This is a genomic window from Mycolicibacterium confluentis (genome assembly GCF_010729895.1).
Lineage (GTDB): Bacteria > Actinomycetota > Actinomycetes > Mycobacteriales > Mycobacteriaceae > Mycobacterium > Mycobacterium confluentis.
In genome coordinates this window covers 5,823,730-5,848,521 of the sequence record NZ_AP022612.1, presented here as the reverse complement: position 1 = coordinate 5,848,521, position 24,792 = coordinate 5,823,730, and the positions used below count along the sequence as shown (strand labels likewise).

16 protein-coding genes and 1 pseudogene are annotated in these 24,792 nt (G+C 62.7%); 6 read left to right on the top strand and 11 right to left on the bottom strand.

The window, feature by feature from the left end:
• Positions 1–4: 4 nt before the first annotated feature.
• Positions 5–1,618 carry a PucR family transcriptional regulator gene (locus G6N34_RS27425; protein WP_085154946.1) on the top strand — a complete coding sequence of 538 codons (1,614 nt, stop codon included), beginning with the start codon at positions 5–7 and terminating at the stop codon, positions 1,616–1,618.
• 67 nt (positions 1,619–1,685) lie between these two features.
• On the opposite strand, the gene G6N34_RS27420 is transcribed toward G6N34_RS27425, so the two are convergent.
• From G6N34_RS27420 to G6N34_RS27405, 4 genes are all read right to left on the bottom strand, one after another.
• Positions 1,686–3,182 (bottom strand): aldehyde dehydrogenase family protein, encoded by a 1,497-nt coding sequence (locus G6N34_RS27420; protein ID WP_085154944.1) that lies wholly within the window; start codon positions 3,180–3,182, stop codon positions 1,686–1,688.
• A gap of 64 nt (positions 3,183–3,246) precedes the next feature.
• A complete protein-coding gene (locus G6N34_RS27415; RefSeq protein WP_163645573.1) occupies positions 3,247–4,590 on the bottom strand; it encodes an aminotransferase family protein in 1,344 nt (447 codons plus the stop codon).
• Between the two features lie 175 nt (positions 4,591–4,765).
• Positions 4,766–6,445 carry a flavin-containing monooxygenase gene (locus tag G6N34_RS27410; RefSeq protein ID WP_085154940.1) on the bottom strand — a complete coding sequence of 560 codons (1,680 nt, stop codon included), beginning with the start codon at positions 6,443–6,445 and terminating at the stop codon, positions 4,766–4,768.
• Between the two features lie 139 nt (positions 6,446–6,584).
• Positions 6,585–8,687 (bottom strand): oxidoreductase, encoded by a 2,103-nt coding sequence (locus G6N34_RS27405; RefSeq protein WP_234813052.1) that lies wholly within the window; start codon positions 8,685–8,687, stop codon positions 6,585–6,587.
• Between the two features lie 526 nt (positions 8,688–9,213).
• Between G6N34_RS27405 and G6N34_RS27400 the strand changes: the two are divergent.
• From G6N34_RS27400 to G6N34_RS27380, 5 genes and pseudogenes are all read left to right on the top strand, one after another.
• Positions 9,214–9,933, top strand: a pseudogene (locus G6N34_RS27400) (AMP-binding enzyme); the annotation flags it as partial.
• A gap of 637 nt (positions 9,934–10,570) precedes the next feature.
• The gene (locus G6N34_RS27395) at positions 10,571–11,731 is read left to right on the top strand and encodes an aromatic ring-hydroxylating oxygenase subunit alpha (RefSeq protein WP_163645571.1); all 1,161 of its coding nucleotides are present in this window, start codon (positions 10,571–10,573) and stop codon (positions 11,729–11,731) included.
• Between the two features lie 48 nt (positions 11,732–11,779).
• Positions 11,780–13,219: a glutamate mutase L gene (locus G6N34_RS27390; protein ID WP_085154934.1), complete on the top strand. Its 1,440-nt coding sequence runs from the start codon at positions 11,780–11,782 to the stop codon at positions 13,217–13,219.
• Positions 13,220–13,229: 10 nt separating this feature from the next.
• Positions 13,230–15,023 (top strand): cobalamin-dependent protein, encoded by a 1,794-nt coding sequence (locus G6N34_RS27385; RefSeq protein ID WP_133057809.1) that lies wholly within the window; start codon positions 13,230–13,232, stop codon positions 15,021–15,023.
• Between the two features lie 471 nt (positions 15,024–15,494).
• Positions 15,495–16,640, top strand: a complete 1,146-nt coding sequence (locus G6N34_RS27380; RefSeq protein WP_197746697.1) for an MFS transporter — start codon at positions 15,495–15,497, stop codon at positions 16,638–16,640.
• A 49-nt stretch (positions 16,641–16,689) separates the two neighbouring features.
• Here the strand turns inward: G6N34_RS27380 and G6N34_RS27375 are convergent.
• From G6N34_RS27375 to G6N34_RS27345, 7 genes are all read right to left on the bottom strand, one after another.
• Positions 16,690–17,852 (bottom strand): IS3 family transposase gene (locus G6N34_RS27375; protein WP_109788354.1). Its coding sequence is split into 2 segments (ribosomal slippage): positions 16,690–17,565 and positions 17,568–17,852, totalling 1,161 coding nucleotides; the frame shifts between segments, so codons are not numbered across the junction.
• 901 nt (positions 17,853–18,753) lie between these two features.
• Positions 18,754–19,215 (bottom strand): alpha/beta fold hydrolase, encoded by a 462-nt coding sequence (locus tag G6N34_RS27370; RefSeq protein ID WP_133057719.1) that lies wholly within the window; start codon positions 19,213–19,215, stop codon positions 18,754–18,756.
• A 221-nt stretch (positions 19,216–19,436) separates the two neighbouring features.
• Positions 19,437–19,838, bottom strand: a complete 402-nt coding sequence (locus tag G6N34_RS28540) for an epoxide hydrolase family protein (protein ID WP_085150324.1) — start codon at positions 19,836–19,838, stop codon at positions 19,437–19,439.
• Positions 19,839–20,183, bottom strand: coding sequence for a cupin domain-containing protein (locus G6N34_RS27360; protein WP_085150259.1), 345 nt, complete (start codon positions 20,181–20,183; stop codon positions 19,839–19,841).
• Between the two features lie 234 nt (positions 20,184–20,417).
• Positions 20,418–21,842 (bottom strand): amidase, encoded by a 1,425-nt coding sequence (locus tag G6N34_RS27355; protein ID WP_085150325.1) that lies wholly within the window; start codon positions 21,840–21,842, stop codon positions 20,418–20,420.
• A 281-nt stretch (positions 21,843–22,123) separates the two neighbouring features.
• Positions 22,124–23,404, bottom strand: coding sequence for an MFS transporter (locus G6N34_RS27350; protein WP_163645567.1), 1,281 nt, complete (start codon positions 23,402–23,404; stop codon positions 22,124–22,126).
• Positions 23,405–23,683: 279 nt separating this feature from the next.
• Entirely contained in the window at positions 23,684–24,193 is a 510-nt protein-coding gene (locus G6N34_RS27345) for an alpha/beta fold hydrolase (RefSeq protein ID WP_085150262.1), read from the bottom strand.
• Positions 24,194–24,792 lie beyond the last annotated feature (599 nt).

Here is a 24,792-nt window from a genome sequence, read left to right as displayed (position 1 = left end):
TCCTGTGTCAGAATCGCTAACCGTTCGCCAAGCTCTGGCGTTGCCCGCACTGCGGGGAGGCGCGCCTGAAGTGGTGGCGGGCCACGCCAACCTCGATCACCCGGTCCGTTGGGTGCATGTCGTCGAGGTTCGCGATATTGCGTCGGTTCTTCGTGGTGGCGAACTGGTGCTCACCGAGGGCCGCATGTTCGCCGGCCCGGAATCCGCCGATCGCCGTCTCATCGTGGAGCTGTCCGAACGCGGTGTCGCCGCTATGGTGCTCGAGCTCGGCTCCAACTTCCGCAGCGTGCCTCGACACATCATCGACGAATGCCATAAGCGTGACTTCACACTCATAGCGCTGCATCTGCCGGTTGCCTTCATCGAAGTCACCGAGGCCATTCACACTCAGATCGTCAACCAAAAAATCACTTTGCTGGATCAGGCGCAAGAACTTCAGCTGCATCTGACAGACCTCGTCCTCGGCGGCGGCGGTATCGCCGAAGTTCTCGATGCGGTGGCCGCTGCCGTCGGGAACCCCGTCGTCTACGAACGAGCCGATGGTGGATTCGTCTATCGAGCGCTCAATGGAATGACCGATCGCGATGTCACCGCGGGCTGGGAGTTGATGGCACGTGCTGTCGACACCGCGCCGCCGTGGATCGAAAGGCATCTCACCATCGACGGAGCCCGCGACGGCCGACTCGTCGCGCTGGGCATCAGCGGCGAATTCACCGAGGCGGCGACCGTCGCGTTGGAACGTGCCGCACAGGTGATCAGTCTGATCGTGATCGGCAATCGCCGGCGAGACGCCGTGTTCGCCGACCACGGTCGCCACGGCGGCCTCCTGACCTCGCTTCTGGCCGGTTCGATCGAACCGTTCGCGGCCGAAGCGCGCGCAGTCGCCCTCGGGTTCACTCCACCGGTACTCATCCCTCTCGCAATCCGCCGGGCACGCCATCATCGCGCGACGACCGTCGCATCTGAGGACCATCAGTGGCGCCAGGTCTGGCGCGACGTCAAGTCCGATCTGGGCGGCATCGGAATTCCCGCGCTGATCGATGACGGCTCGACGGCCAACCCGACGCTGATAATGATCGGAGTCGAAGATGTCGCCAACCGCGGCCGCATCGCCGACAGAGTGGCCCAGGTCACCCAGGACGCTGCCAAGCGCCACCTTGCCGATCCGCAGTCAGCGGTACTGTCCGTTGGGCCGGCGGTGCATACGTGGCAGGCCGCAATCGAAGGGCTGGCCGTCGCCGTGGACGCCCTGGACGGTGCGCTGCACAGCCCACCACGCCCATGGCACGATGCCGCCGACCTCGACCTGGATCGCCTGATCTGGAGTCTGCGCGACAATCCCGACCTGGAACGTTTCGCCCGGCTGCGACTGGAGCGTCTGATCACCTACGACGCGCAGCGCCGCACTCAACTGGTCAAAACCCTGCAGGTCCTGCTGGAGCAACACGGCCAGAAGACCGAGACCGCCCGGGCGCTACATCTGGAGCGGCAATCGCTCTACAACCGGGTGGAACGCATCCAATCGCTGCTCGGTGTCGACCTGGACGACTCGGACGTCCGGCTCGGATTACACCTCGCGCTGCGCGTGCTCAGCCATATACCGGGCGGTCAGCTCTGACACAAGACCCCGGAACGACGTCTGCCGCCGCGGGCAGACACCCACGGCGGCAGACGATTCGCAAGCGTCACATCAGGTTGATGTAGGTCGATTTCAGCTGGGTCCAGTTGTCGAAGGCGTGATGCGAGTAGTCGCGGCCGATACCGGACTGCTTGAAGCCCCCGTGCGGCAGCGTCACGTCGAAGAGTTCGTCACCGTTGACCAACACCGCGCCGGCGCGCAGCTCCCGGGAGATCCGGTGGGCCTTCTTCAAGTCGCCGGTCCACATCTTGGCGGCCAGCCCGTAGGAGGTGTCATTGGCGATGCGCAGACCCTCTTCATCATCGGAGAATGTGATGACCGAGAGCACCGGACCGAAGATCTCCTTGCGGGCGATGTCCATATCGTTGGTGACTCCCCGGATGACCGTCGGCTCCACATAGAACCCGCCGGTCTCCTGGCGAACTTGGTTGCCGCCATGGGCGATTGACGCCCCACCGGGCTCCGCGCCGGCGATGAAGCCCATGATGCGCTCCAGCTGCCGGGCCTCGATGATCGCCCCCATGGTGGTGGCATCGTCGAAGGGATCACCGGGCTGCCAATCGGCTGCCACGGCACCGAGTCGTTCGACAACCTCGTCCGCGAGGGATTCGTGGACGATCAGGCGTGTACTGGAGTCACACATCTGCCCCGCGTTTCCGAAGACGGACTCCGCGGTTTTCGCTGCAACCAGGTCGAGCATGTCGGCGGCGTCGGCGAGCACCAGCGCCGGCGACTTGCCGCCGAGCTCAAGCGAGACCTTCTTCAGATTGGATTCGGCGGCCGCTTTCATGACCAGGCGGCCCACGCTAGTCGATCCGGTGAAGCCGATCGCGTCAACATCCAGATGTTCGGCGAGGGCCTTTCCTGCCGTGTGACCGAGTCCGGGGACGACGTTGAGCACACCGGCGGGAACGCCCGCCTCCAGCGCCAGTTCTGCCACCCGCAACGCGACCGCAGGCGTCTGCTCAGCCGGCTTGAGGACCATGGAGTTGCCCGAAGCCAGTGCCGGTGCGAGCTTCACCGCCGCCATCAGCAACGGGTAGTTCCACGGAATGATGGCGCCGGCGACACCGACGGGGACCCGGGTGATCGTGGCATGGCCGACCTCACCAATGGGCGCAACCTCGTCGTACAGATGGTCGACAGCCTCACCGAACCACTCCAGGACCGTGGCGCTGAAATCGACCTCCCACCGGCCGTCCTTGACCGGCTTGCCCATCTCGACGGCCAGCAGGGCGGCGAGTTCCTCGGTGTTGTCGCGCAGGATACGCCCGAACCGCTGCAGCACGATCTTGCGCTCGCGCGGCGTGCGCCGCCGCCAGTCACCCATCTCGAAGCTCCTGCGGGCCGAAGCCACCGCGGCATCGATATCAGCGGCGTCACCCGAGGCCACATCGGGCAGCCGGTCACCGTTGACGGGACTGATGTTCTCGAACGTGCCGGACGACCGGGCGTCGACGAAGCCGCCGTCGATGAACGGTCGCGTCAGGCGTTCCAGGCTCGGAACGCGTTCGATGAGTGAGCTTTTGGTGGTTTCCGTCATGTTCTTTCTTTCCGTTTGCAGTGCAAAACGTGCTCAGTCGGGGAAGTCGGTTGGCGTTGCCGGCCTATGGTCGGGTGATCTCCAGCGCGGCCGCCATGCGCCCGGTGATGGCGTCGACATCCTCGGTGCTCAGAGTCAACGACGGCAGCAAGCCGATGGTCTGATTGTTGCGGTAGGTACGCACGAAGACGCGCTGTTTGATGAACTCGGCGTGCAGGGCCGCGCCGTATCCCGGATCGACCGCGTCGGCGTCGAGGTCCACTGCGTGCATCATCCCGATGCCTCGGACGCTGCTCTTGTCCAGCACCGGATAGGTGTCGGCCAGGGCACGCAGTCTCGTCGAGAGGTACTGCCCGGCCGTGATGCACTGCGACAGGACGTTCTCGCGTTCGTAGATGTCCAGAGTGGCCAGCGCGGCGGCGCAGGCCGCGGGGTGCCCACCGGCGGTCACGCCATGGACGAAGGCGTCGTCGCTGGCCGACAGCTGGTCCCGCAGTTCTCCACTGATCGCGACGACCGCCAGCGGGAAGAACCCGGCTGTGATCGCCTTGGACATGGTCAAGATGTCGGGGCGCAGATCCCAGTTCTCCACCGCGAACATTTTTCCGGTGCGGCCGAACCCGGTCAGCACCTCGTCGCTGATCAGCAGAACGTCGTGGCGATCGCAGATTTCGCGGATCTGGGACCAGTAGTCATCCGGCGGCACGACGATACCGTTCGGGGTCGAGATCGGCTCGGCCATGAACGCGGCGACCTTGTGGGCACCGATGCGCAGAATCTCGTCCTCCAGCAGGCGTGCGGCGCCCACCGAGTCGGTCTCCGGCTGGTCGATATGGGAGAAACCTTCCAGCCTGGGCCCGATATTGCGCCACATCGCCGGATCGCCGGTCAGGCTGGCCCCGCCATAGGTGACGCCGTGGTAGCTGTTCCACCGGCCGATAATGTGGATCTTCTCCGGCCGGCCTGCGGCGATGTTGACGAACCGCGCGATCTTGATCGCGGTGTCCACCGCGTCGGAGCCACCGAGCATGAACACGAACTGATCGAGGCCGGCCGGGGTCACCTGGGCCAGCCGTTCGGCCAGCCGAGCCGCACCGACATGGCTCCGCCGCTGGTAGAAGTGCGTTCCGAAGGTCAACTCGCGCAGTGCGTCGGCGACCACATCGGCGATATCGGTGCGACCGTATCCGAGGGCGACGTTGGCCTGTCCAGCGCAGGCGTCTATCCAGTCCTGACCGTCCACATCCGTCAGCGTGATCCCGCGTCCGGACGCGAAGACCGGGCCCGGCGTTCGGTCACCGAACGGACTGAAGCCGTGGATGACGTGCCGCGAATCCGCGGCCATGAGATCCGCGGCGTCCGGGGTGCTGGAGGGGGCAAGAGTGGCATCTGTCGGTGACGAACTCATAGGCCATAGTTTGGTCAACCCGGGGTGGCCGAGTCGAAGGGCGAAACGTCGGCAATGCCGGCGCGGGAGTCGACAGATTGTCCATGTCGACGCGAACGGATCAAATTTGGCCTGAACAGCGGAATGCCCGCCGGCGTGTGGACGCCGGCGGGCATTGTGGATCGACGGATGCCGTTCAGAGGGGGACGACGGTGTCCTCATGGTCCACGGCACGGTACGTCGACGTTCCGACCTCCGAGAAGGCGAAGCCCGGATAGCCCTCGGCGGCGACTCGATTGACGATGTCGACGTACGTCGACCACCCGCCGGCATAGGGAATGAAGACACGGGACCCGTCGTCGTTGACGTGAACCATGTAGTTCTTCACCTCCTTGCGCAGCAGTCCGTCCGCGGCACGTTGGGTCTCGATATGCCACCGTTGCTGAGCCTCGGCGGTCGGTTGCACCGCGTCGTAGTCGTGGCTGCTCATGTAGGAGATCAGATCCGCCACGTAATCGACGTGAAACACATTGTGCACGTTGAAGTTCACCAGCACGGACGGGGAGCCCGGGCCGGTGAGGACGTACATGTTCGGGAATCCGTGCACCATCAGACCGAGGTGTGCCTGCGGTCCCCGAGCCCAGTCCTCGGTCGGCCGCCGGCCGTCGGCATTACGGATGTCGATCGCGTCCATCGCCCCGCTGAAGGCGTCGAATCCCAGCGCCGAGATGATCACATCGACTTCGTAGAACCCCTCATCGGTCTGTATGCCCTGCGGAGTGACCCGCGTGATCGACTCTTTGCGCAGGTTGACGAGGTTGACGTTGTCCCGGTTGAACGCTTCGTAGTAGCCGTTGCACACCACCAGGCGCCGGGTGCCGATCGGATAGTCGCGCGGTTCGAGGACATCAGCCAACGCGGGATCATCGATGGCGTCGCGAATCTTTGCGCGGACGAAATCGGACACCAGATCGGCGGTCTTCCAATCGGTCCTCTGATCGGGGAACGTGAACGTCATCGCCAGGCCGCCGAAGTTCCACTGGTCTTCCATCCGCTGACGCTGCTGCTCGGGATCCATCGACGAGGCCGGTACGTCGGTGGTCGGGGCCAGGTAGGCCGGCCCCGTTCGCATCACCTGATCCCACAGGTCGCCGAGATTCTGGCTGTACTGCCGGTAACGGTCCTGATCCATCGGGGCGTTCTGGGACGGAACCACGTAGTTGGGGGTGCGTTGGAACACGTGCAGGCTCTCGACCTGCTCAGCGATCGCCGCAATCACCTGTGCACCAGAGGATCCCGTCCCGATCACCGCAACTCGCTTACCCGTCAGGTCCACCGGCTCGGTCGGCCACTGCGATGTCTCCAGCCACTGACCGGCGAAGTCCTCGACACCTTCGAAGGGAAGGTCACGCCCCTTCGAAAGCTGGCCCGTGGCCAGCACGACGTGTCGCGCATACACGGTGGAGCCGGTGTTGGTGCGCACTCGCCAGCGCTTGGCCTCGGGCTGCCAATGCAGTTCCTCGACCCGGGTGTTGAAACTGAAGTACCGCCGCAATCCGTAGTGTTCTGCATAGTGCCGCAAGTACGCCAACAGCTCCGACTGCGGCGGGAACCGCTGCGACCACTGCCATTCCCCGTAGATCTCAGGGTCGAAGAAGCAGTAGTAATACGCCTCGATATCGACCCGGGCCCCGGGGTAGCCGTTGTGCAACCACACGCCGCCGACATCGGTGGCGCTGTCGAAACCGATGACATTCAGCCCGTCGGCGGCAAGCCGGCGCACCGCGTACAGGCCGCCGATACCGGCGCCGATGACAACTGCGTCGACGTCACTCGTCTCGCCATTGTGCTGCTGCCCCAGAGGCTTCGGATCCATGTGGCATATCCTCTCGATGTCTATCACCGGACGTGTGGCCGGCTCCGCTGTAGTGCTTGCGGAACCAATCTCACTCCGCGTGAACGGATTCCGAAAGCCCCCGGGTGTCAGTTCTTCCAGTGCCTACCAATGCGTTTCGTCAAGCTCGCTGCACGTTGAAGATCGGCAGCTCGCGCGCGATGGGGCGTTCGCGCAGGTACGGCAGTGGCATCGACGGGTCCGCGGAGTCGATTTCGCGCGCCAAGCGGTGCCCATCGAAGACCGACTCTGCCACGATCCGCGGCGCCACGCAGTCGCCGATTCGGTAGACCCCCGCGATGCCCTCCTCGGCAAGCTTCTCCGCACCAAAGCCGTCGACAATGTTGCGGTAAAGCGTTGTGTCGGAGACCCGTTGGGTCACCAGAACGACGGCGTCCGCCTCGATGAGCTTCGCATCCTCGGCGTCGGCGTAGGCGTAGTGAGCCCACACACCCTCGGGGGTGATGCGGGTCGGAACCATGGATGCCGCGGTGCTGACGCCCTGCGTGTACAGCTTCTTGCGCAGATGGGTCGCTTCCAGCGTGTAATGGGTGTACGGCGCGAGCTCCCCGAGGTGCGTCAGCACCGTCACCGACTTGCCTTCGGCCGAGAGTCGGTCCGCCAACGCCGCTCCGACGTGGTATCCCTCCGCTTCGATGATCACGACGCGCTCACCGGGCACCGGCTTGTTCTCCACCATGATCTGCTCAGGGGTGAGAACATAGGGCAATTGGGCGTCAGCGCCTGGGATTCCGTTGCGCGTAACGGGTCCGAGCCCGCAGTCAGACCACCGCGCCCCCGAGGCGACGACGACGAGGCTGGCGCCGTAGTCGACGATGTCCTGGGCGGTCATACGGGTGTTCGGGATGACAGTGACGTTGTCGAGCTTGTCGAACTGGGTCAGCCGGTAGTCGATGACTCGGCTCCACTCCCGCAGCCCCGGCAGATTTGCCATCCACTTGAGGTGCCCACCGAGTTCGGCGTCGGCGTCGACCAGATGCACGTTGCGCATACCCCGCTCGCCGAGCACACGCGCACATTCCAGGCCCGCAGGACCGGCGCCGACGATCAACACATCGTTGTCGGCATTGGCGGCCTTCGAGAATCGCTCCGGGTGCCAGCCGCGCCGGTACTCCTCCCCGGACGTCGCATTCTGAGTGCACACGATCGGCGGCCCACCGTGCTCGAAACGGGACACACAGATGTTGCAACCGATGCATTCACGGATGTCTTCAAGCCGGCCGGCCTTGATCTTCGCGGGCAGGAAGGGGTCGGCGATCGAGGGTCGGGCGGCGCCGATGATGTCGAGCACGCCTTCGTTGATGACACGGGCCATCTCGTTGGGATCGGTGAAGCGCCCCACGGCCACGACCGGTTTGCGGGTCGCTTCCTTGACGGATTTCACCCAGTCCATCGCCCGTGCGCTCTTGAAGAATCGCGACGGCGTCGCGTCATCTCCCCAGTCGCTGCTGCCGATGTGCACGTCCCACAAGTCGACCACGCCGTCGCACATCTCCACGAACGGCAAGACGTCCCGTTCGAGAAGCACGCCCTCTTCGCCTCGCAGGGTGTCAGCCGACAACCGCACCGAGACAGCGCAATCCGAGCCGACGGCCGCAGAGATTCCCTCGACGACCTCACGCCACATCCGGGCCCGATTGGCGAACGAACCACCGTACCCATCCGTGCGCTTGTTGAAGTGCGGCGACATAAACTGCTCCAACAGGCCCTCGTGGCCACCGTAGATGCAGATGATGTCGAAGCCCGCATCACGCGCACGCAACGCCGCATCGACATAGAACCCCTGCACCGCCTTGATGTCGTCAAGATCCATCTCACGGCAGGGGGACATCGGTACGAGATCGCTGGCGATCTGTGACGGTGCCCGCTGTACAGCTCTGGACTCCATGCTCAGGCCGTGGATTCCGCCGTACCACAGCTCGATACCCGCCAAGGCACCGTTGTCATGGACGCTCTCGGACATGAGCGACAGGTTGGCCGCATCATCGTCGTCCCAGAGGCGGGCCAGCACCATCGGCATCTGGTCGGCCTCTGGATGAATGGAACATTCCTCGGTGCACACCGCACCCCATCCGCCCTCGGCCTTCATTCCACGGAACGCCGCCTGTGCACGCGGCCGGACGACGCCGAAGCTCGTGCAATGCGGGACCTGATAGAACCGGTTCGGCAGCACCTTCGGTCCAATCGCGATTGGTTCGAACAAGATCGCATGCCGCGGATCCATCACCGTGATCACCTTCCTCTGAAAACTTCGTGTTGTTGTCCGGCGCGACGCACCATTGTGTCGCTTTTCACCCGTCCCCTCAGGGCCGGATTCTGAGCTCGAACGTGTCATGCTCGATTCCGTCGCCGGCGCCACTTCTGCCGGGCCGGGCGAAGTGTCCGATCAGGCCGATGTTGCGGCCGCGAGTCGGCAAGCACACGTTGAAACTGCCGTGTTCACACACAGTGCTAGATACTCGCTCGCAGCCACACACCCGAAGTGTCAAGCACCCAGACATCACCGTCGACACTACGTAAAGTACCTGGTTCCGACCGTCACGGTCAGCCGCCAATGCGGCATGCTCGGCCCGTTCGGCGGGCACCACATGAGGCACGCCGGCATTCCACGACCAGCCCCGAGCGGGGTAGAACGATGCCCGACCACCACCCCGTGACAGCAGCACAACCCCAGCTTGCCTACCCCCATCGGCCGGCTTCGCAGCCAACGCCAATGCCACCAGCGGCGGCAGACCGAGACCTGCGCGGTAATCATCTCACCCCTGCCCTGGGTGACGAACTGCAAGCCCGGTTCAGCGACGCCCCCGCTGCCCGGCATCTCGGCCAAGATCGTCGACGACGACGATGACCTCGGGCGCGCCGTCGAAGGCGCCGAACAGACCACCGGCTACCTGGTCCTGGACGAGCCGTGGCCGGCGATGCCGCGCGGCATCTGGGGCGATGCCGAACGATTCAAGGAGACCTACTGGTCGCGGTTCGCCGAACGGCAGGGCTGGTACATCGCCGGCGACGGCGCCCGCTACGGCACCGACGGCGAAATCTGGGTCCTGGGCCGCATCGACGACGAAATGAACGTCTCCGGGCACCGCATCTCCACCGACGAGGTCGAATCCGCCCTCGTCGGGCACGCCGGGGTGGCCTTGGCCGCCGTCGTCGGTGCCACCGACGAACACACCGGCCAAGGCATCTGCGCCTTCGTCATCCTCAAGAGCCACGCCGCCGAGCTCAGCCACGAACAGATGGTCGACGAACTGCGCGCCGAGGTGTCCACGGAGATCTCCCCCATCGCGAAACCCCTTGAGATCCACGTCGTTCCGGAGCTACCGAAAACCCGCAGCGGCAAAATCATGCGGCGGCTGCTACGCGACGTGGCCGAGGGCCGCGAACTCGGTGGCACCTCGACACTGGTGGACCCCAGCGTCTTCGAAGCCCTCAGGACCAGTAAGTAGGACCAGATCAACCACCGACCCGGGCAGTGGCGATAAAGTCACCCGAAACCATTGGCCGCGATCTGTGAATTGAAAATGATTGATGCGGCGTCGGCCCGTACACGTTCGTGGTCGACGCGCGCGCTCATCGCCACCGGCATCAACACCCAAGGCTAGTTCGAGATCCTGGGCCTCGACGTGTCCACCGCGGAGGACGGACGAAGGCACGTATCCGGCTATCTCGGGGCTTGATCAGCGTGGCACCGAATCCATTGCTGAACAATAGAGTCGGGCCATCGACGCACCCGTCGACAAGCAACCCCAGGTTGTTGATCTGCTGGTGTCCACCGCGTTCCCCAAACAAAGGTACACAAAACGACGGTCGCGACGGACTGGAGCGAATCCTTGGACGAATTCCTTCAGGGCGACTCGGGCCACGTCCTCACACACCTGGTGCTTGACCTCGAGACGCACGGGGAGGTTTCGACAGGCTGGACGATATGTAACGCGCAACCGGAGATTGCCTGACACTGCGTTCATGTGTGCCAGGACACATGCCGAGAGACGATTCCGAATACCGGCGACACGCTCGTTTCCAAGCCGATTCACCTGCGCCCGCTGGCAAGTCTGGTCCCGATGGCGATTGGAGTTCCCAACTGTGTCTGTTCTTGATGAGAACGATTCTGTTATTGATGACGACGAGATCGTGACAAGTCTTCCGCAGCGCTACTACACCTCGGCAGAGCAGTTCACGGAGGACGTAGAAAAGATTTGGAAGCGTCAATGGCTATATGCGGGCCACGTTTCGCAGGTCAAGTCCCCGGGTGACTTCTTTACCTTCACGATTCTCAACGAGAGCCTGATCATAATCCGAACCAGGGACAACGAGATCCTGGCGCTGCACAACGTCTGCAGACACCGCGGCATGCGCATGTGCGAAGGTTCCGGCCGCGCGCGACGCATTGTCTGTCCCTATCACTCCTGGTCCTACGGCACCGAAGGCGAACTACTAGCCGCTTCGCCACAACAAAGCGGACTAGATCTGGACTTCGACCAGCTCGGACTTCACCGTGCCCAGGTGTCGGTCTGGCAGGGCCTGATCTTCGTGAACTTTTCGCCTGAACCTCTGCGCGAGGTTGAGGACATGGTTGGTCCTGAAGGCACGGCTGCGATGGCTCGACTCGAGCCGGAGAAGATGAAGGTCATCCACAGTCACGTGTATCCGACCAGGGCCAACTGGAAGTTGCTGTTAGAGAACGGCGTTGAGTGCTATCACTGCCCCACGGTGCATCACGAATTCTGCAAGGTGCTCGACCCGTCCGCCATGACCGGCTACTACGCAGAGGATTACAACGCTAGCCTCGTCCAAGAACTTGTCATCCCGCTCCAATACGGTAAGGATTCTCTGACCCTCAGCGGCAACGTGGCCTCAAAGAAGCTTCTTGGCGACTTTGGGCGTGGCACCCCTATTCCCCCGGACTACAGCGGGACCGGATTCATGACCCAACCGGGGTACACGTGGGGCGATTTCCACCCCGATCACGCCATGATCGCCACTTGCTACCCGACGGGTCCGACGTCGTCGGAGTTCGCGGCCTACTGGCTCGTACATGAGGATGCGGTCGAGGGCGTGGACTTCGAGGTTGAGGACGTCATTGGGCTGTGGGCGACGACCCACCCCCAGGATGCGATGACGCTGGAGCGTCAGCAGGCGGGGATCGAATCGAGCGCCTACATACCCGGCCCCTACAGCGCCAGCGCCGAACCGGCGATCACCGGGGCACTTGATCTCTACCTGCGGATGCTTGGCGAACGGTGATCGGCACCAACGCCGTGCACCGCGCTGCTGCTCGCCAGACCCGTTCACATGAGTGACCATGCCCTGACCGCATTGCCGGATCCGCCTGACAATGGAACCTTGATTGGGCTCGTGGATTTCGGTAGCACCTTCACCAAGCTGCGCGCGGTCAGCCAGGACGGCCGCTTCGTGGATTCTTCTCAACACCCGACCGTCGGCCGGGACGTTCTTGCCGGCCTCACTTCAGCTCAAAGAGATATCGAAAGTCGCCATCCCGGCAAGGTCTTCACCCAAACGCTCGCCTGTTCCAGCGCTGGGGGCGGTCTCCGCATGGCCGTGGTGGGACTGGAACGTGAGCTGACTGTTGAAGCAGCACGGCAAGCCGCGCTCAGCGCCGGCGCCCGGGTGACCACGGTCGTCAGCGCAGGTCTTAAGAGCGCTACCGATGCTCACGAACTGCTCACACAGAATCCGGACATCATCCTGCTCGTCGGCGGAACGGATGGCGGCGACGAGAAGACATTGCGTGAGTCCGCCGGGGTCCTGGCCGGAATCGACGGCCATCACGTTCCGGTAGTGATCGCCGGCAATGACGTGGTCCAGGAAGAAGCCGCAAAAGGGCTTCGGGACCGCGGATGGACGGTCGCTCGCGCGCCAAACGTGATGCCGGCGATTCGGGCATTCAGCCCAGAGGGAGTGCGAGAAGTCGTACGGCGGCTTTTCATCAGTCATGTGATCGGCGGAAAGCTCATTGAGGGAGAACGGCTTTCGCAACTCGTTCAGATGGCAACCCCAGACGCAGTCCTACGGGGCACTGAACTCCTCGCCCACATGCTCGCACAGCGAGGTGCTGGAACTGGCCTAATCGTCGTCGATGTCGGCGGGGCGACAACAGACGTCCATTCGGCCTTGGTGGGACACTCGGCACCTCGGGGCTATAAGCGACCCCTCCTGCCGCAGTCCGTGACTGCTCGATCAGTCGAGGCTGACCTGGGTGTCCGGTGGAATGCCCTCGGTATTGTCGAGGCGGCGCGCCGAGAAGGACTCATCAGCACCGCTGAGGCCGCCGAGCTCGCCGACCCCGCAGCGGTTCGCGAACAGAACCCGAACTACCTCTCCGACTGCCGAGCCGAATCAGATGCTGATCGCCGCCTGACGATGCTTGCGATCACGGTCGCGTTACGACGTCACGTCGGTCGCGAACGCCTGACGCTCACGCCGGACGGTGCAGTCCTTGAACGAGAGGGTCGTGACCTCACAAAGGCTACGCTCCTCGTCGGCACCGGAGGCGCTCTGCGGGCGCTCAATCCGCCGGATCTCAGCACCTGCCTGAGCAACGCCTTAGGGAGTAAGCCGCTGTTACTTCCCCGTCAAGTTCGTACAGGCATGGACGATCAATACGTGCTGGCAGCGGCAGGCCTGTTGGCCACTGCCAGCCCGCTAGCGGCGCGTGCGCTGCTGGAGTCAGCCATGCCGTTACTCATCAACAGCCTCAGCACCAAGGCTTAAGGAGCCTGTCGTGACTTCGCCTCAGATTGACCTGCAGCAACTGATTCCCGATGATCTTCCCGACGGGAACGACCTAGTACGTGAGGCAAAGAGACGCGCCGAGGGGATCCCTGTCGGCCGGTCGCGCGCTGTCGAAGAACGTAACGGCAAGAGTGACCGTGAATTCAAAGAGCGGTGTCGAGATAGCGGCCAACTCACGACCTACATTAACCTCGGTTACAAAACATGGGCCGAGACGCGAGACGCTCTCCATGAAATCACCGCTGCCGGAGTAAAGCGTGGCTACAAGCTGGACCGCGTTTCCCTCGTCACCGATCGGCGAATGGGACTTCCCCCGGAGATGCGCGACGGCGCGATCGCTGAGACCGGACTCATGATGTACACCGACGCCGACTGGGAAGGAGCCACGCGAGACACCGACGTCGAGCCTGAATGGAACGACCACGGTGTGGCCACGCCCGGTGGGCTTTCGACCACCGAAGCCGCGATACGCGCCGGCTTCGGATACATCGGCGATTTCGCCGAATTCAATCGTTACAGCTATCCAGGATGGGACGACGACGCTGAGCAAATGATCCGCGGGGTACAGGCCGCGGCCATGATCGCGCAGAAGCGCGATCACGGGGTTGTGTTGAACTCATTCATCGAGGACGGGTTCTGTTCGTCATTCCACGACCTGGCAACGTCTTTGGGCTGGAGCATGTTTCAGTGCTACATCGCGGAGAACCTGATCGGTGCAGCCCACGCGCAGAGTTTCGGATCGACGTTCTCAGATCCGATCCGTAAACAAGCATTCGGTATGGCGCTCGATTCAATCAATGTGGACCGCGTCCCGCCAACATTTGTCCATGGGGATACCAACGCTCTGGTCGGCGACGACTTCGACCGCAATGCCGTGATCGTTGCCGCGGACGTGATGTACACGATCGCCCGAGAGTTGAAGCACCCGACGGGTGCAGCCATGCACGCCACCCCTGTCTCGGAGCCGATTCGCATCCCGACCGTCGACGAATTGGTCGAGTCGTTGGTGATCGTCAGTGAGGCCGAGAAGCGCGTCCGCGCATGTCCGGACATCATCGACTGGCGACCGATCTATCAAATGCGTGACCTGATCATCAAGGGCGGGCGACAGGTATTCCGTAACCTGCTGGAAGGTTTGGGGAAGATTGGCGTCAATACCCGCGATCCTCTGCAGTTGATGCTTGCGACACGACGGCTCGGCGCAAGTGCGATCGAGGACCTCTTTCACGCCGGCGAACCCGACTCCAGCTATCCGCGCGGGTTCAAGCCGATCGTGGCCAGCGACACGCTGGCCCGGCTCCAGGAGCGAAGAAACAGCGTGCTCACCAGCCTTCGTGCCGATGGCCGCCTTCCTGACCTGCGTGATGTCAAAGTCGTCACAGGCGGGACCGACGTGCATGAGTACGCGCTGCATGTCCTCACCCAAGCACTCTCCGCATGTGGGGCGAAGGTGATCGACCTCGGTATCAACACCACCTCCCCCGATATCGCGAAAGTTGTGGTGGAGACCGCTGCGGACTCGGTTGCGGTATCGACTCATAACGGAATGGCGCTAACCCTTGGCCGCCGACTCAAGAAAGAACTCGACGCTCGCGGGGTGAACCCGCGTGTCTTCATGGGCGGACGGCTCAATGAAGACCTCGAGCACCAGGAGGCCGCTGACGTTCGACCGATGTTGCGAGCAGAAGGGATCGTACCGTGCGACACCGTCGAAGAGATGATCGAGCACCTCCGCCGCAAACCCACTGACACCGGCGTGCAAATCCCGCCGACTATGCGATGACCCCCTGCTACCTCATGTGACGAACTACCGATGGCGCGCGGCCCGACCAGTGAAAGCTGCTTAGTCGAGTCGTCTGAACCTTTGCGAGGCTACCTATCACCAGTGGGCCATGGTATCGAGCTGTCGTCGGACGGTATTGATGGAGACTCGTTGCTGCACCGCACGTTTCGATTCGAAGAAACAGGCGTCCTTGCTGCATGTAGCGCCAGAGTCGCGGCGACCTGGTTGATCATGCCGCTGCCAGCGGACCCTATGGACGAAGGTAAAGCGCACAGCCGACAACGCCGTCATCAGTTGTGATCCGCAAGGTGTGTGGCCGCTGTGTCGCATGCGCGACAGACCGTCCATGGCATCCATACCTGACGGACTTAAGTATGGAGGGCCAAGGCCATGGGCGCGTCCTCGTTCAGGGCACGGATGACAGCAGAGAGGGGCATCTACGTGTTGTCCGCGGACCGCTTAGCGGTCTCAGTGAGCTTCACGCTCAACGGGGTCTTCTTTGCCACGCTGGTCTCACGCTTGCCCGATGTGCGTGAGGGTCTTGACATTGGTAACGGCACCCTTGGTTTTCTGCTGCTGATGGTGGCCGCTGGTTCATTGCTGGGCCTACCGTCGAGCGGTCGTTTGACTCAGATGTTTGGAACTGGAAACGTCATCAGAGCCGGCGTCCTGATGTGCGCGACAGGACTAATCGTGCTTGCCTACGGAGCAGGCCCAGCTCACTCCGTGGTATGCACGGCCGTGGCACTGTTTGTTTTCGGTGTCGGTACCGGGATCTGGGATGTTGCACACAACATCGCCGGCGCCGAAATCGAGCAGCAGAGCGGTCGAACACTGCTGCCCTACTTCCACGGGGCCTTTAGCATCGGCTCGATTTTCGGCGCCTTGCTGGGTGTCCCGCTGGCTGCCGCTCACGTTGCCCTCAGCATCCACGTAGGCATCGTTGCCCTCAGCTGCGCAACGGGGACACTGTGTGCGGTCCGCTACCTTGCCCCAGCGCAAGTGGCTGCGACCCGACCCTTGAGCCGACCGCGTTCAGCTTGGCGCGAGCCGCGCACTTTGGCGATTGGCGCCATGGTGTTGGCCTTCGCGGCGGTTGAGGGTTCAGCAAACGACTGGCTGGCGTTGGCGCTGATCGACGGTTACGGAGCGGCGCATTGGGTGGGCGTAGCAGGGTTTGTGACTTTCTCCTGTGCGATGGCTGTCGGTCGTTTTACGGTTCCCAGCATTCTGGACCGATGGGGAAGGGCACCGGTGCTGTGGGCCAGCGCAGCGTGCACCGCCGCTGGAACCCTGCTCGTTGTTTTCGCAGGCTACTGGGTTGTGGTGCTGGTCGGCATCGTGTTGTGGGGGTTCGGAGCATCGACGGGGTTTCCCGTCGGCGTTTCGGCTGCCGCTGACGATCCTGACCGAGCAGCGGCCCGAGTGAGCGTCGTGTCAACGATCGGTTATATGGCCTTCGTGGTCGCGCCACCTCTGATGGGTGTGCTTGCCGACCGCGTGGGCACCCTGAACTCGCTTTTGGCAATTACGGCGCTTATGGTGCCCGCCGCTGTAAGCGTCCTCGCCACCCGGCCGATTCGCGATTCCGACGCCCCGCGCACAAGTCAAAAGTAGACATGAGGCCAAGTGTTGGGTCTGCTGCACGATCAGGTGACAGTTTCGGTCACGCGGCCTGACTGGCCGGTGTGGTCATAATGGCTTCGAACTCGATCGGGGTCAACCGCCCGAGTCCGGCTTGGCGCCGGCGGCGATGGTAGGTGCGTTCGATCCAGGTGACGATCGCGATCCGCAGCTCTTCTCGGGTGCGCCAGCGGCGGCGATCGAGCACGTTCTTCTGGAGCAGGGCGAAGAAGCTCTCCATGGCGGCGTTGTCGCCGGCCGCACCGACGCGGCCCATCGATCCGACCATCTCGTAACGGCCGAGTGCGTGCACGAATCTCCTTGACCTGAATTGAGATCCGCGATCGGAGTGCAGAATGCAACCGGCAACATCACCGCGGCGTGCCACCGCACTACTGAGCGCTGTGGTGGCCAGCCGGGACTTCATCCGGGAGTCGATCGAGTATCCGACGATGCGGTTGGAGAACACGTCCTTGATGGCACAGAGGTAGAGCTTGCCTTCATCGGTGCGATGTTCGGTGATATCGCTGAGCCACAGCTGGTTTGGGCCACCGGCGGTGAAGTCGCGTTCGACAAGATCATCGTGCACCGGCGGGCCGACCTTGCCGTTCTTGCCGCGCTTCTTGCCGAACACGCTCCACAACCGATTCTGTGAGCAGATCCGCCAAGCGGTGCGCTCGGCCATCGTCTCGCCGGTGTCGCGGGCCTCCTCGACCAGGTAGCGGTAGCCGAACTCGGGATCGTCGCGGTGGGCGTCGAACAGGGCGTTGGCGCGATATGCCTCGATGATCTCCGCGTCAGTAATCGGATTGGCGCGCCAACGGTAGTACGGCTGGCGGGCGAGCTTGAGGACCCGGCACGTCACCGCGACGGGGATCCCGTCGGCGGCGAGCTCACTTACGAGCGGGTAGAGCCTTTTCCCGGAAGGTTGGCCTGTGACAGATAGGCCGTGGCCCGGCGCAGGACCTCGTTCTCCTGCTCGAGCAGTTTGATCCGCCGCCGCGCCTCACGCAGCTCAGCAGACTCGCCAGTGCTCTTGCCAGGCTTGGCGCCATCGTCGATATCAGCCTGGCGCATCCACTTGTGCAAGGTCATCGGATGGACACCGAAATCGGTGGCGATCTGCTCGATCGTCGCCCCGTCATCGCGGTTGCGGGCCACGCGCACGACGTCGTCGCGGAACTCACGGGGGTAGGGCCTTGCCATGGGGACATCCTTCCAGCCTGCCCACGCTGGGCAAGCCAACTCAGATGTCACCTATTCGTGCAGCAGACCCGTTGCGCGGGCTGGGTCATGCCATGGTCGGCATCATCGTCGACGAGAACCCTGCGCCGCACCGCCTTATCGGACGCGGCTGCTAAAGCCAGCGCCGGGCGGAGTGTTTTCAGACCGGAGGTGAACGGTTTGAGTTCCGTATCGACGTGGGTCGCTGGATTGCCCAGTACGGCGGCATGAAGGCCGACGAGCCAAACGGCTCGAAGAGCTCGAGGCCGAAAAAATGCCCGGTTGAAGAGGCAGCTAGCGGGTGGTGCGTTCCAACAGCCCCGAAATGGCGCGCCTGCAGATCTGGGCGCTGCAATTGACGCACAGCGCGATCCGCGCACTGATGTAAGAAGCCACCGACCCCGACGGCCACGACCCACCGCGGATGTCGTTCATCCGCACCCTGCGAATCGTCCGCCGCCACATCTCCGGGCGGGCGGGTTTCCCCTAACCGACTCGCCACCAACCTCCTGCACGCCATCGCCGAGACCTTCCAACGCCCAACTCGCGGCGGTACTGGGATCGTGTGACCGGTCGCGGGTCCGGTTGTTGTTCACCCTGCTGCTGGCCGAGACGAGACTACGCATTGGCGAGGCCCTGGGATTGCGCCATGAGGCCATCGACGCCGTTGCGTGCGTGTTGTCGGTGGTGGGCCGGGTGAATACCGATGGGGCGCGGGCTAAGTCGGATCGCATCAGGTTCCGGTACCGGGCCGGTCCATCCGCATGTACTGCGATTACCTGCATGCCGAGTACGGCGACCTGGATAGCGATTACGTCTTCGCCAATCCGTGGGCTGATCCGGTGGGGCGAGATCTCGATGTGCAGGCAGGTGCGTTCTGCTGTTATGCGTAGGGTGAAAATACTGTCTCGTCGATTAGACCCAGGAATCTGCGCAGATCTGCCGCAGACAATTTGGGCTCCTCGAGAGCTGCGAAGTGGCCGCCCTTGGGCATTTCAGTCCCGCTGATCAGATTGTGCGAACGTTCAACCAGTGATCGTGGCGGTGCGGGATCTACGGGGTCCCGGTAGGCAGCGAAGGCCGTCGGGACTTCTACTCTGGCGCCCGGAGGCAGAGTAGACGGATCGTCCAGTTCATGGCCGGCGTAGATCCATGTCGAGGTGACGAATGCGTCGTCGATGAGGTAGAGCATCACGATGGTCAGCAAGTTCTGCCATCCGAGACGTTCGCCGATGTCATCGCAGTCGACACAGTTGGACCATCTTTTGTACTTCTCGATAATCCAGGCTGCAGCTCCCAGCGGGCTGTCGTGCAGCGCGATGCCTAGCGTTTGCGGCCGTGTCACCTGGATGCGGTAGTAACCCAATTCAACTGGAAATCGGTGCCCTCCATCGCGAAGTGTGCCAACTCTTCGTTGGTCCACTCACCAGATCGGTCCGCCTCATAGGGTGTGGCTCCGTGCGGTCGTAGCCCGTCAGTGCTGAGATAGATGGCACGGCATGACTGAGGGTGATCGAAACCGAGCCAGGAGGCGATGACCGAGCCCCAATCACCGCCCTGCGCAACCTATGTCGGGTAGCCGAGAATTTCGGTCATGAGCGTGCGAATGCGATTGGCCATTGCGCGACACCCCAGCGGCCGGCTCAACGGGGTACTGAAAGCGAAACCCGGTAATGACGGCACCACGATGTCGTAAGACCACGCCGGGTCTGACATCAGCTCGTCGATGAGGCCGTAGAACTCGAAGAACGAGCCCGGCCATCCGTGTATCAGTACGAGAGCACCGCGGGGCTGCCCGGTGCGGGATCGGAGGTGGACGTAGTGCGGGTTGTCGCCAGCGACCGTGCAGCGAAACTGCGGGAGCCTGTTGAGTTCTTCTTGGGAGCGTGCCCAGTCGAAGGATTTGAGCCAGAACTCGCGCAGTCGCTGTACGTGCTCGATGGGGGTACCAAGCTGGCTGCGCCCCAGCTAGGCGACCGTGGTTGTCGATACCTTTGCGTAGAACTTCCGAAGTGGCTCAACGATCTCCCACTCGCCGACGAAGCCATCTTCCATCAGGAACGAAACTCCAGGTGCCAGGTCGATCGAACTTCCATCAACGGACCGCAATACCCCTTTCCCGCTGACGATGTGAATGACTTCATCGAATCCCTTGGGGGCCGTGGTGAATCTGCCCGGCGTCACCTCCCACAGCCCGGATTTCAGGGCCTCGCCGGCAACGCCTTCAGCCAGTCGTGTGGTGGGCTGCCCCTCCGTCACACGCTCGGGAGCCACGGCCTCGAAGGGCGTCCAGTTGAGTTCGAACTTCTGCATGCTGCACCTGTTCTTTCAGATTTGGGTCGGATTGCGTGAAAATTATAGGAGTTCAACGCTTCTCAGAAATGCTGGGTCGATTGGCTTGAGTTTGCGTCAATTCTCGATGTGTAACCGATGGCAACCTACGTCCAAACAGCCAGGCAGGTGCCGACCCAAAGCTCGGACGGTCGATACCCTGCGTGCTGTAGCGGGAACGCCGAACGCCCCGCGCCGACCCATCCGAGTATTCCCCTAGATGTTCGGTCGCCACTCGGGATTCAACCAGATGCCGAGGGCTTTCTCGGCGGCTGCACCGACGCGGAACGCGGTGACGTCGTCGTAAGGCCGAGCAACAATCTGCACTCCCGTCGGGACACCGTTGGGGGCCAAACCAGAAGGGACATTCAGAACGGGATGCCGGCTGGCGATATTGAACACAGGCGTGAGCGCGGTTTCGAGGTAGTGGTGGAAGCGGTGGCCGTTGGTCTCGATACCGTCGAGATAGCTGTCGTCGGCGAGGTATCCGTAGGCTCCCATGGTGGGACAGATTAGAGCGTCGTGGTTTTCGAAGACCTGGAGTACCGCGGCTTGAATCTCAGCCTCGCGGGTTATTCCTTGCAACGGCGAGATTCGACCACCGGCCTCTCGGCAGAGCTCGACGATATGCCGGGTATAGGGCATGAGGCGGTCGTAGTCGCTGTCGTCACGACAGGCGGTGTCGACGTACTCGCTGAGGTTGCGATCGAAGTGGGCGAGCAACGTTTCGAAGACCATCTTCGCAACCACAGGCACCGTAACTTCGGTGACGTCGGCGCCGGCATCAGCGAGAGCGTCCGCAAATCTCTTGGTGTTCAAGGAAATTTCGGGTTCGACGGCATAATCGCCGAGTGTCAGCGCATACGCCACTTTGAGTCCGCGAACGTCCCCGAGATCGGTGGGAACGGGATTCGACGGAAGGGAAATCGGGTCCTTGTGATGCTGACCTTGGATGACGTTCTGGAAGAGAACGACGTCTTCGACGGTGCGGGCCATCGGACCCTCGTGGCAGTACGTACTCAGGCCGTAGGGCGGCATGGACGGAACGCGTCCGTAAGGGGCCTTGAACCCGACGACACCCGAAAAGCTCGCGGGGATCCGGATAGACCCACCCATATCGGATGCACTTGCGAGGTACGCAGTGCCGCTGGCCAAGGCAGCTGCGGACCCCCCCGATGAGCCACCGGGCGTGTAGTCCCTGTTCCAGGGATTGCGTGTCACGCCCCACTTCTCGCTGAAACATATCGCTGCGCAAGCAAATTCAGGAGTTGTCGTCCGGGCGTGCACAACGGCTCCGGCGTTGATCATCCTCTCCGGCACAGGATGTGTCTCTGCAGCAGTGTCACGGACGACCAGGGATCCCGATGACTGCTCGCGGCCGGCCATGGGGTGCTCTTCCTTCACCACCACCGGTAGTCCATCGAGTGGCCCCAAGGGCGTACCCGCTGCATACCGTTCGGTCGACGCGCGCGCACGAATCGTGTGGTCTTCCCAGTCACGTTCCAGCAGTGCGTTGATCTTGGGCTCGACTTCGTCGGCGCGAGTTTGCACCGACTCCAGCGCCTCAAGCGGAGAGATTGACTTCTCTCTGAACGCCTTCAGTAGGTCCACAGCCGACATGTAGTGGAGGTCCGTGCTCATACTGCTCCTCAACAACCTCATTGACATCTAGTTTTGCTCTCGCGCAATTCGGCTGATCGGCAGGGGTGAGCGGCGCCTTCATCCCAGTGAGTGTGAACGAGTGGCCCGCACCAATCGCGAATCGCCGCGAACCCTTCATTCTTGCGCTGCAGCCGGAATGTCACATGGAGTGAAGCCAGATCCCGATGCGATGACTCGGCGCAGTATCCGAAATTGCAGGGAGCTGGGTCGGTCACGGGCTTCACGGGGTAGCGAGCGCACTACCCCGTGAAGCCCGACTATTACGTCTGCGGTTCGAGATCGTGTCGGTCGGTGCCTCTCACGTCGCCCGCACCCGTTGCCGCTGCATGTGCCGTCTTCTTGGCCAACAACGGAGCCAGCGCACAAAGGACGAATGTCGCGACAGCGAGTGCATAGAACCCTACGGCGTAGTCGCCGGTCGCGTCCTTGATGCTGCCGAGCGCGAGCGGGTAGATGAAGCCACCCACGATGTATCCGGATCCCAGTACCAGTCCATTTGCGGCGCCGACGAATTCCGGTTCGGTAGCCTCAACGGCGAGGGCTACCGCCACGGGGAAAGCCAGATAGATGCCTAGGCCGATGATCGGGATGCAGACCGCGACTAGGGTGTAGTTCCCGGCGGAAAGAGCGAGAGCCGTGCCTGCCACGCCCAAACTTCCGGCGAACCCGCCCGCGACCAACACCGGTTTGCGGCCGATACGGTCGGAGAGGAAACCTCCCAGTAGCGCAGTGGTGATACCGACCACGGCGAACGACGACGCAACCAGACCCGCGTTGGACTCCGACCAACCAGCGCCCTCCACCAGTACCGCAGGCATCCAGGCTGCGAGGAGTGTGAAAAGCCCGGTGGTTCCGATAGCGAATATTGCCGCGATAATCACGCCTCGGCGCAGCACCGAAGCAAGCAGCCCCGGGCGCGCTGATGTCCCGTTCGACGTGACCTGTTCGGTCTGCGCTTCATCCGTCGACCCCGCGCCGCCTGGGACCAGGAAGTAGACGACTGCAAGCACCACGACAAGGCCGATTGCGCCGGCGACAAGTCCACCACGCCAACCCATCAACGTCAGCACCCACGCGAAGACGTAAAGCGCGAACAGCAAACCGGTCCCATCACCGGTTGCCATGATGCCGAGTGCCCTACCGGTCTCTTTCGACTTCTGAAACCAGTTGACAGCAACGGTGTACGTGCCGACGAAAAGAAAGCCGGCTGCGGCGCCGCTGATGACACGAGCGATCATCGCCACCGTGTAACTGTCTGCGTATGCGAACAGCAGCAGACCGATCACTCCACCAGCCAGACCCGCAAGCAGGATGTTCTTGGGCCCCCACTTCGACGTGATCACCCCACCGGAGAGCAGGGCAATTCCGGCAGCAAGTCCCGCCACTGAGGAGAGGGCGCCTGCCTGCGTGTAGTTCAACGACAGGTCTTCCATGACACTGGTGAGCTTGGGCGTCCATCCGAGGAACGGAACGTACGCTGCCAGCAGCACCAGGTAGGCAATTCCGAGCATTGCCCATTTGCTCGGTGACGATCGCGGCACATTAACTCCTTGAAGGGTTGAAAGCACTAGAACGCGCGCCAAAGTTTTTCTGAGCGAAGGACATTCGACCGCGCACACGCTCCTGAAGTGTGTTCTCGTGACGGGCGCAGCGCGAGATGGCAATTGTCATCTGTTCACCCACGATTGCCTTACGATCTGTCAACGCACTGGCTCGAACAGCCACCTGTGGGACTCCGCCACCGAACCTCTCCGAGAACGCGAGCGGGTTGGCGCCCCACCGCCCTGCCCCAGGTGCAAATGTCGCCGTCGGCTCTGCTGTTATGCGTAGGGTGAAAATACTGTCTCGTCGATTAGACCCAGGAATCTGCGCAGATCTGCCGCAGACAATTTGGACTCCTCGAGAGCTGCGAAGTGGCCGCCCTTGGGCATTTCAGTCCCGCTGATCAGATTGTGCGAACGTTCAACCAGTGATCGTGGCGGTGCGGGATCTACGGGGTCCCGGTAGGCAGCGAAGGCCGTCGGGACTTCTACTCTGGCGCCCGGAGGCAGAGTAGACGGATCGTCCAGTTCATGGCCGGCGTAGATCCATGTCGAGGTGACGAATGCGTCGTCGATGAGGTAGAGCATCACGATGGTCAGCAAGTTCTGCCATCCGAGACGTTCGCCGATGTCATCGCAGTCGACACAGTTGGACCATCTTTTGTACTTCTCGATAATCCAGGCTGCAGCTCCCAGCGGGCTGTCGTGCAGCGCGATGCCTAGCGTTTGCGGCCGTGTCACCTGGATGCGGTAGTAACCCAATTCAACTTGGAAATCGGTGCCCTCCATCGCGAAGTGTGCCAACTCTTCGTTGGTCCACTCACCAGATCGGTCCGCCTCATAGGGTGTGGCTCCGTGCGGTCGTAGCCCGTCAGTGCTGAGATAGATGGCACGGCATGACTGAGGGTGATCGAAACCGAGCCAGGAGGCGATGACCGAGCCCCAATCACCGCCCTGCGCAACCTATGTCGGGTAGCCGAGAATTTCGGTTTGCTGCCCATCGGGGCAAGCGTCTGAGGGCGAACGCGTCGATCTCGATTCCTTCGCCGGCGCCCCTTCCGCCGGGCCGGGCGGAGTGTCCGATCAGGCCGATGTTGCGGCCGCGAGCCGGCAAGCACACGTTGAAACTGCCGTGTTGAAGAACAGTGCTGGATATTCGCTGGCAGCCCCACACGCGAAGTGTCAAGTACGCGGGCGTCGCCGTCGACAGTACGTAAAGTCCTCGGTCCAGACCGTTGGAGCGAGCCCCGGCGCGGCATACTCGGCGTCGCATCAGCGGCCCCACGTGACGCACGCCACCACTCCGTATCCACTTCACAGCGCGTCTGCTGCGCGACGTCGCCGAAACCCGCGACCTCGGCGACGCCTCAACACTGCTCGACCCCAGC

Bases quoted from the DNA above. Each gene is read 5' to 3' on its own strand.
- G6N34_RS27410 (WP_085154940.1), bottom strand. From the start codon at position 6,445: ATGGATCCGAAGCCTCTGGGGCAGCAGCACAATGGCGAGACGAGTGAC.
- G6N34_RS27390 (WP_085154934.1), top strand. From the start codon at position 11,780: ATGAGTGACCATGCCCTGACCGCATTGCCGGATCCGCCTGACAATGGA.
- G6N34_RS27415 (WP_163645573.1), bottom strand. From the start codon at position 4,590: ATGAGTTCGTCACCGACAGATGCCACTCTTGCCCCCTCCAGCACCCCG.
- G6N34_RS27360 (WP_085150259.1), bottom strand. From the start codon at position 20,183: ATGCAGAAGTTCGAACTCAACTGGACGCCCTTCGAGGCCGTGGCTCCC.
- G6N34_RS27355 (WP_085150325.1), bottom strand. From the start codon at position 21,842: ATGAGCACGGACCTCCACTACATGTCGGCTGTGGACCTACTGAAGGCG.
- G6N34_RS27345 (WP_085150262.1), bottom strand. From the start codon at position 24,193: ATGGAGGGCACCGATTTCCAAGTTGAATTGGGTTACTACCGCATCCAG.
- G6N34_RS27420 (WP_085154944.1), bottom strand. From the start codon at position 3,182: ATGACGGAAACCACCAAAAGCTCACTCATCGAACGCGTTCCGAGCCTG.